The sequence below is a fragment of the Butyrivibrio sp. WCD2001 genome (assembly GCF_000424485.1).
In the GTDB taxonomy this organism is placed as follows: domain Bacteria; phylum Bacillota; class Clostridia; order Lachnospirales; family Lachnospiraceae; genus Butyrivibrio.
The window spans coordinates 65,658-80,603 of the sequence record NZ_AUJZ01000009.1 but is presented as its reverse complement, the minus strand read 5'-3'; the positions used below and the strand labels follow the sequence as shown (position 1 = coordinate 80,603).

Sequence of the window (14,946 nt, the reverse complement as noted above, 5' to 3'; positions counted from 1 at the left end):
TATCCGATTTTTTATTATCAGTTTCCTAGTGCATAGAAAAAAGCGCAGGCCTTTATTATTCCTGCGCTTTAGTTTCTTAATATTAATATCAAATTGGTATGAAATTACAGTGCTTTAAGTACCTCACACAGGTACTCCCAGGTTCTCTTTGTAGAAGCAACGCTGAGTTTCTCACCTGTAGAATGAATATCCTGCATATCAGGACCTATTGAGACACAATCAAGGCCATCGATTTTTTCGGAAAACAGACCGCACTCAAGTCCTGCATGAATAGCTTCAATTCTGATATCCTTTTTATAGAGTTCCTTATAGACCTTGGCCATTGTATCTCTAAGCTCAGACTTCTCAGCATATGCCCATCCGGGATATTCTCCGGTGACTTCAAATATTCCGTTAAAGCCCTCGATTATTATCTCCATCTTACGGATAAGAGCTTCCTTTGCGGGAGCAACCGAACTTCTGACAGAATAGTCAAGAAGGAAGGCCTCATCCATAGTTCCGGCGCTCTGGCTCGCAGCGCCTTTTCCTTCAACCGCTCCGGTCTGACTGCTTACTATCTTCAGTATGCCCAGATTCAGTGAAGTCTCAACCAGACCTTCAATGGATGAACTCATTGACTGAACACCGTAAGGCATAGCACATATGCATCTTGCGAGTTCTATAACCTCTGCGCACGGAATAACTCCTGAAACCACTTCTCTCTTCTCATGAGTCTCCGTAAAGGTATCAACACTTGAATCAAGATTTACGGACGCCATATTTGAAATATCGGTCTTTTCGGGCTCGAGAGTCTTTTCGTGTACTTCTTCTACCACAATTGAAAGTCCCGGATCTCTGCTTCCAAGTTCTGCCTTGAAATCAGATTCCACTCTATAAGCAATTGAAGACAGTTTTCCGAAAAGTGAGAAGAAAGATACATCGGGTCCTACAATATTACCGTGCATCTGAGAGGCCAGTCCCATAAGCAAAAGCTCAGCCTCACAGTCTGTAGCAATCGCGTTGTCGGCAACACCGCCGTTAAGACTTATAATACCAACCTCGAGAGCATCGGTTATCTCGAGAAGAAGTCTGCCCATGATCACATTGGCATTGCCGCGGCCTTTTCCTATCATTTCACCGGAATGTCCACCCTGAAGCCCCTTAACACGTATCTTAACCTTTATTCCGCTCTTATTCTCTCTTGTCAAAGGAAGATATCCATGAAATCTTGCGCCACCTGCACAGCTTACGATCATCACGCCTTCTTCCTCGTTGTCGATGTTTATCATCCTCTTGCCTTCGATGTCATCGCATTTAAGAGCCATTGCTCCATCCATTCCAACTTCTTCATTAGTAGTAATGATGACTTCAAGGGGCGGATGCGGAATCTTTTTGCTGTCAAGAAGCGCCAGACAGTAAGCCACAGCTATACCATCATCTCCGCCAAGACTGGTCTTATCAGCCCATACAAACTCTCCGTCGGTTTTTACATCAAGTCCGTCCTTCTCCATATTGATCTTTGCGTCTTTTTCCTTAACCGCAACCATATCCATATGTCCCTGAAGGATAACCGGAGCATGCTTCTCATAGCCCTTGGTTCCCGGTTTTTTTATTATTACATTAAGATCGCTGTCCTGACGAACGTACAAATCTCTGTCCTTTGCAAACTTTACAAGAAAACTGCTGATCTTCTTCAGATTTCCCGATCCGTGCGGAATATTACATATCTCCTCAAACCATTTAAATACCTCTGTAGGCTGTAATTTTTCAAATGCCATTGTCCATACCTCTCATCTCTATAATCAATATTTGTTGAGCAAACGCTAACATCTAAATATATCATCTACCATAATAACACACTTTTTATTTTCTGCCTTCGCGGACGATGGTTTTATCGTTTTTTTATTATTTTTTTAATCCCTTTTCAGTAAATTTGCACTGGGTGCATGTTAAAATCAAAATGATATATAGTGAACATTTAACATGCACGAATTAAGCGTAGCAGAAAGGATGGCCTATGAATGCACAACAGTACAGGCGCGCCAATAAAGTCAGTTTTATTGTTTGTATTATCATTATTGCCAGCGGCACAGTTCTTGCATTGAATAATCTGCTTGGTAAAGGACAAACGCTTGGTGTTATAGCTATAATTATCAGCGCCATATTCGGCATACTTATGGTGGTTGCAGGCAATTATAAATATCCCGAAGTAAAAAAGGGATCAGTACTTATCATGGGCGGTGCTACAATCTTCTACTTCGTTTTGCTTATCGCGTCCGATGATCTGATTTACTTCGCATTCGGACTCCCAATTCTGATCAGCAGTATGATCTATTTAAATATCAGACTTTCCCGAATTGGTATTGCTGCAATAACCCTTTCCTTTGCAATTACCTGCATCAAGGCTCTTGCCTCAGGCAAGCTTTCTCTTGAATATGTACCTCCGCTTATTACTCTTGCTCTTGCATTCATCACAAGCTTAAGTGTTGTAGGTCTTCTTACCAACTTCAACAATGAAAATAATGATAAAATCAATCGTCATGCTGAAAAGTCGTTGAAAACCGGTAATCAGATGGCTGACATTGCTAATACAATTACAGATCTTTTCAACAACTCTCAGAGCAACTTATCCAGCCTTCAGGAGATCATCGAGTCTCAGCAGTCCGGAATGAATGATATAGCTACCAGCATGGAAAGCACCTCACAGGCCATAAGCCATCAGGCCGACAAGGTTCAGCAGATTCAGTCCGAGACACAGACCACAGAAGAACACACACAGGAGATGTCCCGTGTATCAAAACAGACCCAGGATACGGTTCAGGAAGGTGTGAGGGTTATCGAAGAACTCAAGGAAAAATCACAGAATGTAGCTGCTACCAGCCAGGTTACAGTAGAAGCAACTCAAGCCGTTATCAATAAGGTTGAAGAAGTCCAGAAAATTGTTGGCGCTATCATGTCAATTTCCAAACAGACTAACCTCCTGGCACTAAATGCCAGCATTGAGGCTGCCAGAGCAGGTGAGGCCGGAAAAGGATTTGCGGTTGTTGCTAATGATGTCCGCGACCTTGCAGGCGAAACCAACAACGCTTCAACCGAGATTACAAGAATCATAAACGAGCTTACCGAAGATGTTCAGAAAGCTATGGCAAGTATCGATGACAGCATTTCATCCGTAACAGAGCAGAATGAAATGATTGAAACCGTAGGAAACAATTTTGACAGTATTAACGCAAATGTAACGGATATGCTTAACAGATTCAGTGATATCGAGCGAGGCATGCAGACTATTGCATCTTCTACCACTGAAATAAATGATGGAATCAGTAATTTGTCCGCAACAAGCCAGGAGGTTGCCGCTCTATCCAATGACGGTGCCCGGGCTGCCGATACAGCTGTAAGTCAGTTTGATGACTTCAAGGGAATACTTCTCGAGATATTCCAGCAGGCAAATAAACTGCAGGATATGCAGACAGATAAGGATTGATACATCAGATAATAATCACTGCAAGGTGTATAAAAAATCCGGTTCGAGAAAAAAACTCGAACCGGATTTTAATATTTATATCTTCTTTATTGATTTTCATCTGCTGAAATAGCGTCTTCTATTTCCTTGGTTATCTCGTCTCCGGAGCCCGGTGCTTCAACCTTAACAAAATCGCATCTTACAGTCACACGGCTTGCGCCTCCGATGGTACAGGTAAATACTGTGAAATCCCAGGTTCCTTCATCCATCTTGTCGACTTCATAGGTTCCTATGTCCTCAATATAGGTAACCTCGTAGTAGTACTTTCTTCCATCTACATCGGTCACAATGATTGTATCTCCTGCAACCAGGTTTTTCAGATTACCAAAATGCCTCTGATAGTTATGTCCCGCAACAATCAGGTCGTTCTCATATACAGAACCCTTATATCTGCAGGGTGAAGTCTTGGCATTCACGGAAGACCACTCTGTCTGTATCGGAAGTCTTATGTCAATAGTCGGGATATCAATTATTCCTATAAAGGACTGTCCATTTACATCAACTGATTTCATCGGTCCCGTAGGATTCATATCAATAGGAGCATTTGTTACCTGTGCCTCAACCCCTTCAAGGAGCCCCGCTGCACTTACTCCGGCCTCAAGATCCTCGTTCTGGTTATGCACTATGATATTAGCGGCAATTCCAAAACACAGGAATCCCATAAGGATCATTATTCTACCTTTTGTAATTATTTTCATGTTAAGCCCACCTTTTATTCTTAAAGCAAGCCCCCATTATTTGTGTCATGTCCAAATCATCTTAGGACTATAAACACTTTTTTCTACCTTATCTCCAGCTGTCAGATTTATTTTCTGTGCTTCTCACTTCTAAATCCAAAGACTATAAGAAGTATACCCAGAATAGCAAGTACAGGAATCGGCCACCAAAGCTGTCCTGTCTGAGGAAGTCTTCTTGCACCTAAAACCTCGGGAAGCTCTCCGATAAAGTCTCTGATAGCTCCAAGTACATCAGGCGTATCATCCGGTGTCGGATTATTCGGTGTATCCGGGTTTTCCGGTGTCTTAGGTGATTCCGGATTATCAGGTTTTGTAGGTTTACTTGGCTTGTTCGGCTTATCCGGTGTTTCAGGAGTTTCAGGATTCTTAGTATTTACAACAATGAATGAATTCTCATTTCTTGAAACATTTGAAGTATAATCATCGGTATTCATTACTTCTTCTACCGTAAAATTATGCCCCTTTTCATATTGCCAACTGTACTGCCAGTTATTTTCATTTGAAAGATCTACAGTCTCGAGAAGGTTTCCATCACAGTAAATCTTAACTGTAATTGACTTTGGTCTGTCCTCTCCGCCGTTATCAATCCACTGCTTATACACACTGAAAGGTTCCGGATCATCTTCAAGGTGAACAGCCTCTCTTTTGGGAATAGCAATTACATCATAGGATGCATTTGACCATGTTCCGTCCCATCCGTTACCCTGATTCTCTTCGAGGTTGTTAGGCCCCGGAACTACTGAAAGGAAATCCCAGTATTTATACTGAATCTGATCAATTACAAGCGGATCACTTATTCCAAGATAAAGACCCTTATCAACTTTTCCGAATTTTGCATAACCTTCTGCATCGGAAGTAGCTGTATAACTGGGCTGAACACCATTTGCCGCGATACATTTGCTCGCCTCTGTAATGATGTTATTCCACTTATCCTGGTCTGCTATTGAATACATATCTTTAATATCAAGCCCAAGACTGTCAAAGGGTGATACAACAGTAAACTGACCTGTCTCAGATATGGATGCAATCTTGTAGGCTTTAACGTTAACTCCTGCCATCTTTCCATACTCAGGAATATCTCCGTAGGAATTAAAGTAGTAGTAAACCGACAATGTAGCGTCCTTATTCATGTCAATGGTACCAAGTCCGTTGTTATTATTCGAACTTGCACTCGCTACCACTCCCGGAAGCAGGAACATCGCTGACATGCTAAGCGCCGCAGCTCCTACTATCAGTTTTTTCACCTTCTCAAAAATCTTCATAAAAACTTACCTCAAATGTCTGCGTAAATCCTCTACTGTCGCAGATTTTTTCTTTTTCCCATGGTCTGATGTACTAATCACAAACCAAATAAACAGAACTAATATTATCGGTCCTGCGATAAACGGTGCAACAAGAAGATTATTTATCTTTGTCGCATCAGCAGGTACTATAAGCCTTGATTCTTCATTATAATCAACACGCCTGCCCCTTACGAGCATTCTGTGAGTGTTTACACCGTAAGGTGTACACGTCACCAGCGTGACATAGTCTTTGTCAGGATAAATCGTCAGGCTCTGCGTCTCCTCAGGAAGTACTATAGAAATATTATCAACCTGATATGCAAAAGTCTGATTCATTATATGCAGAAGGAAGGTATCTCCTTCTATCATCTGATCCAAGTCAGAAAAAAGTTTAGCGGACGGAAGTCCTCTGTGTCCGGACAAAATCGCATGTGAGCCTGTTGTTCCGGCCGGAAGCGATGATCCCGGTATATGTCCGATGCCGACCTGCAAAACAGATTCGGTAACATCGTGATAGATTGGCAGGTCAACTCCAAGCTTTTCTATTTCAATATGTCCCATTACTCCGGTTCCGGTGGGATCAAGTATTGAATGGTACTCTGCCAGTTCTTCTTCTGATAAATTAAAATTCATTCCGCGAGAAGCAATTTTCTCATTATACTCTTGAGCCTCATTCCAAAACTTCTCGTAGTCCGCACTTGTTAAATCTTCCAGAGCCTCAGAATATGTATCAATGGCTCTTGTCTGGTTCTTGGTATTAATATAATTACTTACGGACGGATACAAAAATATACCAAGTCCAACAACAAATATTGCTGTAAATATGATGTTTGGTAATTGCTTAGCAAAGCCCTTACTCTTCATAATTTTTCCGTCCAAATTTACAAACAATCGATAGTCAGTCAGGCTATAAAAGCCTTCCCCACAACAAAATTCTCCCCCTTATTCCTATAAAGCCCCTCCGAAATAATATATCTGTATCCCGGATCGGGCGGATGAGCCCGAGCCGGTGTACAGTATGTTTCTATATATATTGTCTACAGAAACAAGATTCAATTATTCCAGTAATAAAATACGTGTAATAATCCCTCTACTTCAACGAACTTGAATTACTCAGCGTCAGCCTTTCTGCGTACTACGAAGAATACAACAGCTGCTACGATGAGAAGTCCACCGATGATGTAGAAAATTGTTGTACCGATACCACCTGTTGAAGGAAGTGTAGCACCGCTATAGTTTGCAATCTCTCTGAGATTCGCAGGGTTGCTGACAGATCCATCAGTTCCTAATGTATCGTCCTCTAAATCAAGGTTGAATACTGCATCATCACCTGCAGGAAGGTTATATCCTTCAGGAGCCTTTGTCTCTCTCAGCTGATAATTCTTGCCATCCTCAAGACCACGAATAATGATCAGACCATTAGCATCAGAAACAACTGTTGAAGATGCATCAGCTTCATCGCTGGGATAATATACACCATTGTCATGCTTAACCACTTTAATCTCTGTTACTTCTTCTCCATTTACCATCTCAAGAGTAAACTCAGCGCCTGCAAGATTAGCATTTGTAACACCATCATACTTATGAGCACCGGTCTTCTTTAAGCCATAAGGAACCTCATCCTTTGTAATGTAATTACCATATCTAAGCTCTGCTTCGTTCTTTCTGCCTGTATCAACGATAGCATCCTTAGTTACTCTAGCCTTGAAAGTGATTTTACCTGCCTGAGAAGCTGGTTCTGTAGATGTTGTTTTAGCAAACTTAAAGCCAAAACTATATCCTTCAACAGCATATTCCTCATAAGAAGTTGAAATACCAGAAACTTCAGGAGTTCCAACTAATTCAAGACCGGAAGACATCTTATCCAAAACTATAATATCTTCACTTGTGTTGTAAGGTACAGTAACATCAATGCTATATTCAATAATGTCTCCAACCTTAACTACAAGTTTATCGTCTGAATAATCTCCTACGTTCTCTTTTCTCTGTTTCTTATCAAGAGTAGGATAAACATTCTTCTCTTTTACAGTACCACCATCAACAAATGTGTTAGCGATAAGCTTTGTACCAACAGATGAAATAATAAGATAGTATCCGTCATCGCCTACAGGAATTTTTGTCGCGCCTGCTGTAGCCGGTACATTAGTTGCAACTGCAGTAAATGCGTTTGTACTAAGCTTCTCCTGAATAGCCTTAGCTAATGCATCTCCATCAGTTCCTGTAAAGTTTGCAAGATATCTTGTCTCTCCGTTTACTGATACCTGTGAAAAAGTAAAACCGATCTGCTCAAGAACAGCTTTCTGATTAGTGTCTGTTACATAATATGTATACTCATTATTGTCTGCTTTCTCAGCACTGAGAATCTTATATACAGTGTAAGTCTGTGCTTCTACTGCAGCTTCATCCACGCCTGTCTGAGTAGCTGAAGAATCTCTTGTGATTGTGATGTCAGCAGCATTTGCTGTCATTGCGGAACCTGCAGTAAATGTTATGGAAAATGCCATAGCACCGGCAAGGATTCCTGTGATAAATTTCTTTAAACCTTTCATGTAAAACCTCTCTCCTTTTGTCTTGAATCTTGTCTGTTTTAGACGTTTTTTAGTTGCTTTGTTACTACTTATATCAGGTGCAAATGAGCACCTTGTTAAAATGCTTTTAGCATTTTAATCCTTTTTTCTGCGGCCAAAGAGCAATGCTCCTGCTGCCGCTGTTATCATAACAATTCCGATTATCATGAACGGAACCGTTCCCATGCCGCCGGATGATGGAAGTACATTTACAACAAGTATTCTGTTCGTAATAGTTGCATTTCCATAACTGTTTCCATCTCCAAGACTCATTACGAATCCCGGTTGAACAGAATTGTTATTGTATTTGTAGGAAATATCATATGTATCATATGCTTCTTCCTCAACAGTGTACTCATAGGTATTACCCTGAGCATCGATGATAGGAAGTCTCTCCTCATTCCAGGTCCATCCGTTTTTATCAGTGAGCTGAATGGTTTTATAAACCTTCCAACCATTATTATTTCCGGCAATCCTCTGCTTAATGTAAGCTGTAATTTCCTTAGGTATTACTTCTCCGTCATTAGATTCGGGTTTAATCCACTCTTTCTTGACTGTAAGAGTTCCATACGCTGTGTTATTAAATACAACCTTGCTTGTAGCATTTGAGCACCTCACCTTATAAGCTGATGTGTCAAGCGCACCTGTCTTCGGATTTGTTCCAAGGTAAACCTCACAGGTTTCTACAAGCTGTGTGCAATTTTCATCCAGGTAATAATAAACATCCGCACCAAGATAATGGAATTCTTCCGTCTGATTCGTCGAATTAGGTATACCCGGATTAGCAAGCTTCGAGTATGTATAACTCTTAGTGAAATAGGTGTCCTTCTTACCAACAACAACTACAACATAATATGCCTTGGTATCATAATCCACCCCGGAAGCATCACCTTTTTGCTCCGTAATCTTGTACTTGTATGTACCCTCGTATCTGTACAGGATATTTCCGAAATCAGCTATAGCAACGCCATTTGTCTGTTTATCCTTACCCACTGTCACAGTATTATGCTCAGGCATAGGTTGAGGATCACTGTTTGAATACGGCATTCCCTCAGAATTTGTTATATTGTATCCCATAGGTGTAATTTCAAAGGTGAATTCCATATCATCAAGCCAATTACCACCTAAAAGATTCTTAGTAGCCCTGATAGGAGCAAACGGAGGACTGTAGTAATTTGATATCTGTACAGTTTCTGTAGCACCACCTACATGGACATTTTCAGGCGGATTGTAACTCTTATTCTGAACATTTGATGAGAAAACGGCTCTAAAGTTATTTCCGCCGTCGCCCATGTATTTGCCACCTTCAGAGTCAACTGTAACCGCATAATGCGTAACACGTGTCAGCTCTGCGTCCTGCTTAACAGTGATTGAATCATTTGAAGGATCATACTCGAATGTAAGTCCATCTCCAACCTCTGTAACTGTATAAGTTCCTGCAGGAAGGTCAAATATAGTCCACTGCGCACTGTCGTTATAGACGACTCTGTATTTGATATCCTGTTTAGTCTTTTTATCCTTCTTAGGCTTATGCTTAGAGGTGTATTCATAAGCATAGTCTTCTTTTCCGGCACTTCCTACAAAGCCCCTAAACCAGATATATGAGTCGTCTCCCTCTCTCTGCAGTTTGAAGTAAACATTCTGCAAGATTGCAGAATTTCTGTCTTCTCTTACCTGCTTTTCTCCAAACTCGTTAACAACCATCTTATGAATACGAAGGTTACCCGTCGCACTGTCATGAACGTTGTTAATGCCGATACTTGCCTCTTCATTGAGACGCTTTCTTACTGTAAGCTTATGTATTTCCTTCTTCTGGTAAATATAGTTTGCAATAACAGCTCCGGGAACTGCTCCATTATCAATAATCACCTTAGCCTCAGGAGCAAGGAATGTTCCTGATACTGTATTCAGAGAAAGCGTACCCTGATAAGGAAGTAAATTATTGTTGCTGTCACGCTGCAATGGATTGATGATTATCTGATTTGCAATCTCATTCCAACCCTGTCCCGTGGGAATTATATTTCCCGCAGCATCTCTTACAGCGAACTGCGTGATATCATAATTACCACCACAAAGTGTAAGATCAAGATTTATTACAAGAAGCTTATTACCAAGATCGATACCATATCTTGTCAAATAGTTATTAACAGTATCTTCATCCAGTGTATTCTTATAAGCTTTTGTAACATCCTTTCTAAAGCCATCACTTGTTCCAATAGCATTTATAACTATTACGTCATCGCTACTCTTTAAAAGAGCAAGCTGTTTAGAAACATTCTTAGCTGTATCAAGTAGCTCTGATGCTTTATATACTTTTCCTTCATAAGTCTTTCCTTTACTGTTATTAGGGAAAGAGTACTCAGTATAAGAGCCATCTCTATTCTTAACAACAACCGTATTTCCATCGATTGTCTTCAGTGCATCATATAAGTTTGTACCGGTCTCATTGCTCTCAACAAATGAAGTACTGAATGTTCTGACTATATCCTTGTCACTTTCAGTAACGAACGCATTTGAGTCATACGTTACGGTAAATTCAGTATTATTACTCTTGAAAGTACCTCCGTTAGGAACTATGTTTCCACTAGCCGGATCAATCTCATACACATAAAATCTTCCATATGATTTCAGTGTTTCTTTACTAAACGCATCTAATAGACTAACCGTTTCAGATTGACCTGTAACATTTATTCCGAAATATCCAATATTCTTTGGATTGGTATTCTTCTTGGTATATTCCTCAGAATATAAACCGAAGTAGAAAACACCGGGTTTTGTGGAGTATTTTGTAATATTGTATCCATCATAGGAAACATGTGTATAAACCTCTGAAGAATTACCAAAATCAATAATTTTCTTCAAATGATTAACAGCTATGTTAGCCTCGATGTCAGCATCTCCGGATCCCTCGTAAGTATCTGCTACAGCACCAAACATTGTGCTGTCACCAAGAGACCTTACAATCTCATCCGCAGACATTGTGTTCGTTCCTTCCCAGGAAATGATATTGCCCCACAAATAAACCAATGCATATGTTGAGAATGATCCTGAATCAAATGAAACATTATCTGATTCTTCTTCGAACTCAACCTCTACGTTGTTTTCTTTTTCATCAAGGACTTCTACTTTAACATCTTCAGCAGTAAAGTCAGTTGCTTCACTCGTAGCATCTACATTTTCCATAACAGCTTCGGAAATAGGCAGATGAACAATTGAGACATCCTCGGGCTTTACAAATCCATTGTCTTCTGAAATAGGTTTCTCATTCAGCTTCATGGATACTGTAACCGCACCTGCCTCAGGCTGATATTCAACCCCGTCAAGTTTGAAAGCTATGTCATAAAGAAGAGTATTAGTCTCATCGAAAGTCTGAGCTTTTTCTTCCTCATTACGATCTGCAATCTTATCAGCATTGTCATTCATCGCCTTAAGATATGCATCATAGTTATATCCTTCTGTCTTAGCATTGATCTCGGTAACACAAAGCTCTATGCCTTCAGGGAAAATACCCTGTGAGTTCATAGTCGCAACAACTGTTACCTTATCATCAGAATATGTAAACTCTGTCTCTGTACTTGCCTTGTAATATGTGAGGATTATCTCAGCATCTTCATTTACTGTAATGATCTGTCCGTCTTTAGTTGTTAACTCGTAAGAAGAAGCTTTGTTTGCACCCTCAGCAGCATTACCATCAGAAACTGCTGCATTTTCTCCAAGTACAGCCTTTATTGATGTGATTTTCTGATTGTTATAAGCAGCGCCAATATAGAAGTAGTTCTCGATAGCTTCAACATTTTCTTTCTTTGAAATGCCAAGCTCTTCACCTATATTAAGCTTAGTTGCTTCTCTGAGTTCTGCTCCATCCTTATCAACATACTTAGCAGTAAGTGTTATATCGCTTTCTACTACCAGCGCATATGTAAGAACTACCGTCTTGTTTTCCTTTATGGAAACAACTGTTTCATCTTCAGCAGTAACTTCGTAATACTTGTGATCGTTTGCGTCCTTCTTTGCTACGATCTTGGTGATTACTGTTCCGTCGATTGCAGCATTTACAAACTCATAACCTTCCTGCTTGGGAGCTTCGGTAGTAAAGTCGAGGCTCTCGGAAAGGTTGATCTCTTTTTCGTCAGCAATCTTCTCGCCAGCTTCATTCACATAAGAAACTGTGAGAACAACATCCTCTGTAAGCTCGATGTCATTGTTGCTAGCAAGCAATGAATTATCTTCTGTATTCTCAGTCTGCTCTTCAGTTACAGCTTCCTCGCCTGCTACGTTCTCTTCTGTGCTTTCACCCTCAGTAGAAGCATTTACTTCTTCTGTAACAGCAGTCTCTTCTGTGCTCTCACCTTCATTTGAAGTTTCAGAATTCTCTGTATTTTCTACATTCTCAGTCTCTGAAGCACCTGTCTCACTTCCAGCGGAAGCCTCTTCACTTGTATTTGCGCTTTCAGCTTCTTCACTTGAAGCAGATGCATTCTCCTCAGAGCTTTCACCTTCTTCACTATTTTCTACAGGAGTCGCGTTTTCTGTGCTTTCTTCTTCGTTTGTAACTCCGGCTTCTTCAGTTCCCTCTTCGCTGCCTTCACCGGTAAGCACCATTCCCACATCTTCTGCGGTCTCCTCAGATACTGCGGATGCCGCTTTATTAAGGGCATACATTGTTGTGCAGGTAACAAGTAGTGCTACAACAAGCATCACAGATATCCATCTTTTTAAGAAAATGTGCTTTTTTACAAACCCCTCAACGCGATTGTTATCTAGATTCCTCATTCTTTCCTTCCCTTAACCTGTTCTCCATCCCGTTTTACTGCAATTCCGGCTCTTCCATGCTTTCATTGCCGGTGCTGGCCTTACTTTCAATTCCCCCGAAATCCTTAAAAGGATATATCCTGAAAAACACTCCGCCAATCAGCTGTTCTGCGGAAACGCATCCAACTGTGGTGGATCTTGAATCAATCGAAACCGATCTGTGATCTCCCAGAACAAAGTACCTCTTATCCGGTACCTGATACGGGAACTCAACCTTGTCGCCTTCTCCCATTCCGGCAGCATACTGACTCGGATCCGAAATATACGGTTCATCAAGTTCTACGCCATTGACAAATACCTTGCCGGTCTCGTCAATGTTGATCCAGTCTCCCGGAGATCCAACAACTCGCTTAACAAGCACCTTGTTATTGTAGTAAAAAGCGATCAGTTCTCCTGTTTTGAACTCAGAATAGTTATTCGCTATTACTATCTGTCCTGTCTCCAGAGTGGGAGTCATGCTGTCACCGGTAACCTTAAGAACTGTGATAAAAAAGCTTGATACAAGTACCGATAGCGCCGCAACAACTACGATAACCACAAGAGTATTCCTTAGGGCTCTCTTATAGTCGTGCTTTCTGTATTCGCGCTTAAGCTCTGCCTTCAGTTCATCCAGCGACGGTTTATTCAATTGATCATTTGGAGTTTCTTCGACTTGGACTTTTTTGATTTCCGTATCCATATTACTCCTTGTTTAGTCCAGGCTAAAACGCACTTGAATAAATGCGATTCAGCGGGTAGCTTTTTCATTATAAGTGAGGTACAAATTTTTATGTTTACGAAATATGAAATGATTTATTCATAATTCGTACTTGACAGCGTTGATTACTCATGCTTCATCCGCAGCGGCGGGGTTTTCAGTGGTGGTTGAATTTTCAGTTTCCTCAATTTTTTTTGCTTTTTTTGATTGAGTTTTCTTAACCTCAGCTATTTCACCGCTTTCAGCCTCATCATCTGTCTTAGTTTTCTTGGAGGTGGCTTTCTTTTTTGTGATTGAGTTTTTTTCGGCTGTTGTTTTTTTAGTTGTTGCTTTTTTAGTTGTCGATTTTTTAGTCGTAGTTTTTTTCGCTGTCGTTTTCTTTACGGTTTTCTTTTCAGTTTTTTCATCGGCAGCTTCCGAAGTCTTATTCTCATCAACATCAGCTTCAACTAACTCTTCAGGGTCAGCGGCCTTTTCAGCTGCCTCTGCCTTCTTAAGAGTTCCTGAAAGTCTCTTAATCCTGAGCATCTCCTCGGATTCGCCCTTTTCCTCAGGTTTAAATCCGCGCTCAGCTTCTGCTATTCTCATAGCCTCTATCTTCTTTACAGTCTCTTCATACTGCTCTGCGGCCTTCTTGGCAGCCTCAAAGAAGCCGTTTATGGAAAGCACCGCCTCAGCAAGTGTGCCTGCATCTTCTATCTGTTGTAACTTCTTCTCTTCCTCAGCGTGAAGGGCATCTCTTTCTCTCTCAAGGCGTGCATGAAAGCCCTTGAACTCTCTTTCATGCCTGGCCCTTAGTCCCGTGATATCCTTTTGGAAAAGTGCCTCTGCCTTTGCCTTCTGTTCATTGAATTTTTCACGCATCTCAGCCTTCTCTTCGTTGAAGCTGTTAAGAAGCGCAGCTCTTTCAATGGCGGCCTGCTGCATATATGCTGCCTTCTCCTTTGCGTACTGGGCCTGAAGTTCTTCCTTTTGCTGCGTGAATTTGCTTCTCATCTCAGCCTTCTCTTCATCGAACTTGGCCAAAAGATCCGCTCTCTCGTCAGCCATCTGCTGAAGGAGCTGTTCTCTCTCCTTGTCGAACTGTTCCTGCATCTCCTTCTCGTGGGCTCTTATTGCCTCACTTTCTTCGGAAAATTCAACAAGCATCTGAAGAAGTTCTTTTCTGTTAAGTTTTCGTAATTCTTTCTGTGCCATGGCTCACCTCTATGAACACCAATCTTTGATCGCAACAATTATTAGATTATGACTTAAAGAATACATTACAAAAAACGCATACACATTATAGCCCAGTGCTATTATTTTCGTAATAGTCATTTTTGACTATAATTTATAAACTTTTTAACCA

9 protein-coding genes are annotated in these 14,946 nt (G+C 40.9%); 1 reads left to right on the top strand and 8 read right to left on the bottom strand.

The genetic code is table 11. From position 1 onward, the window contains the following. Positions 1 to 104: 104 nt before the first annotated feature. Positions 105 to 1,757, bottom strand: coding sequence for an aminoacyl-histidine dipeptidase (locus G630_RS0110110; protein ID WP_026498497.1), 1,653 nt, complete (start codon positions 1,755 to 1,757; stop codon positions 105 to 107). Between the two features lie 239 nt (positions 1,758 to 1,996). On the opposite strand from G630_RS0110110, the gene G630_RS23545 reads away from it, so the two are divergent. Beyond that, on the top strand, positions 1,997 to 3,463 hold the full coding sequence (locus tag G630_RS23545; RefSeq protein ID WP_049946165.1) for a methyl-accepting chemotaxis protein: 1,467 nt from the start codon (positions 1,997 to 1,999) through the stop codon (positions 3,461 to 3,463). Between the two features lie 86 nt (positions 3,464 to 3,549). Here G630_RS23545 and G630_RS21420 read toward each other — a convergent pair whose 3' ends face one another. The 7 genes from G630_RS21420 to G630_RS23540 all read right to left on the bottom strand — a co-directional run bounded on the left by G630_RS21420 (position 3,550) and on the right by G630_RS23540 (position 14,795). After that, positions 3,550 to 4,200, bottom strand: coding sequence for a sortase (locus G630_RS21420; RefSeq protein WP_022760523.1), 651 nt, complete (start codon positions 4,198 to 4,200; stop codon positions 3,550 to 3,552). 107 nt (positions 4,201 to 4,307) lie between these two features. Further along, complete coding sequence (locus tag G630_RS0110095) at positions 4,308 to 5,501, bottom strand: Cna B-type domain-containing protein (RefSeq protein ID WP_022760522.1); 1,194 nt, start codon at positions 5,499 to 5,501, stop codon at positions 4,308 to 4,310. 6 nt (positions 5,502 to 5,507) lie between these two features. Then, positions 5,508 to 6,386, bottom strand: coding sequence for a class C sortase (locus G630_RS0110090; RefSeq protein WP_022760521.1), 879 nt, complete (start codon positions 6,384 to 6,386; stop codon positions 5,508 to 5,510). Between the two features lie 245 nt (positions 6,387 to 6,631). Beyond that, the gene (locus G630_RS0110085; protein ID WP_022760520.1) at positions 6,632 to 8,071 is read right to left on the bottom strand and encodes a SpaA isopeptide-forming pilin-related protein; all 1,440 of its coding nucleotides are present in this window, start codon (positions 8,069 to 8,071) and stop codon (positions 6,632 to 6,634) included. Positions 8,072 to 8,185: 114 nt separating this feature from the next. Beyond that, positions 8,186 to 12,862 (bottom strand): Spy0128 family protein, encoded by a 4,677-nt coding sequence (locus G630_RS0110080; protein ID WP_022760519.1) that lies wholly within the window; start codon positions 12,860 to 12,862, stop codon positions 8,186 to 8,188. A 34-nt stretch (positions 12,863 to 12,896) separates the two neighbouring features. Next, complete coding sequence (gene lepB, locus G630_RS21415; RefSeq protein WP_022760518.1) at positions 12,897 to 13,580, bottom strand: signal peptidase I; 684 nt, start codon at positions 13,578 to 13,580, stop codon at positions 12,897 to 12,899. 147 nt (positions 13,581 to 13,727) lie between these two features. Further along, the gene (locus G630_RS23540; protein ID WP_022760517.1) at positions 13,728 to 14,795 is read right to left on the bottom strand and encodes a hypothetical protein; all 1,068 of its coding nucleotides are present in this window, start codon (positions 14,793 to 14,795) and stop codon (positions 13,728 to 13,730) included. Positions 14,796 to 14,946 lie beyond the last annotated feature (151 nt).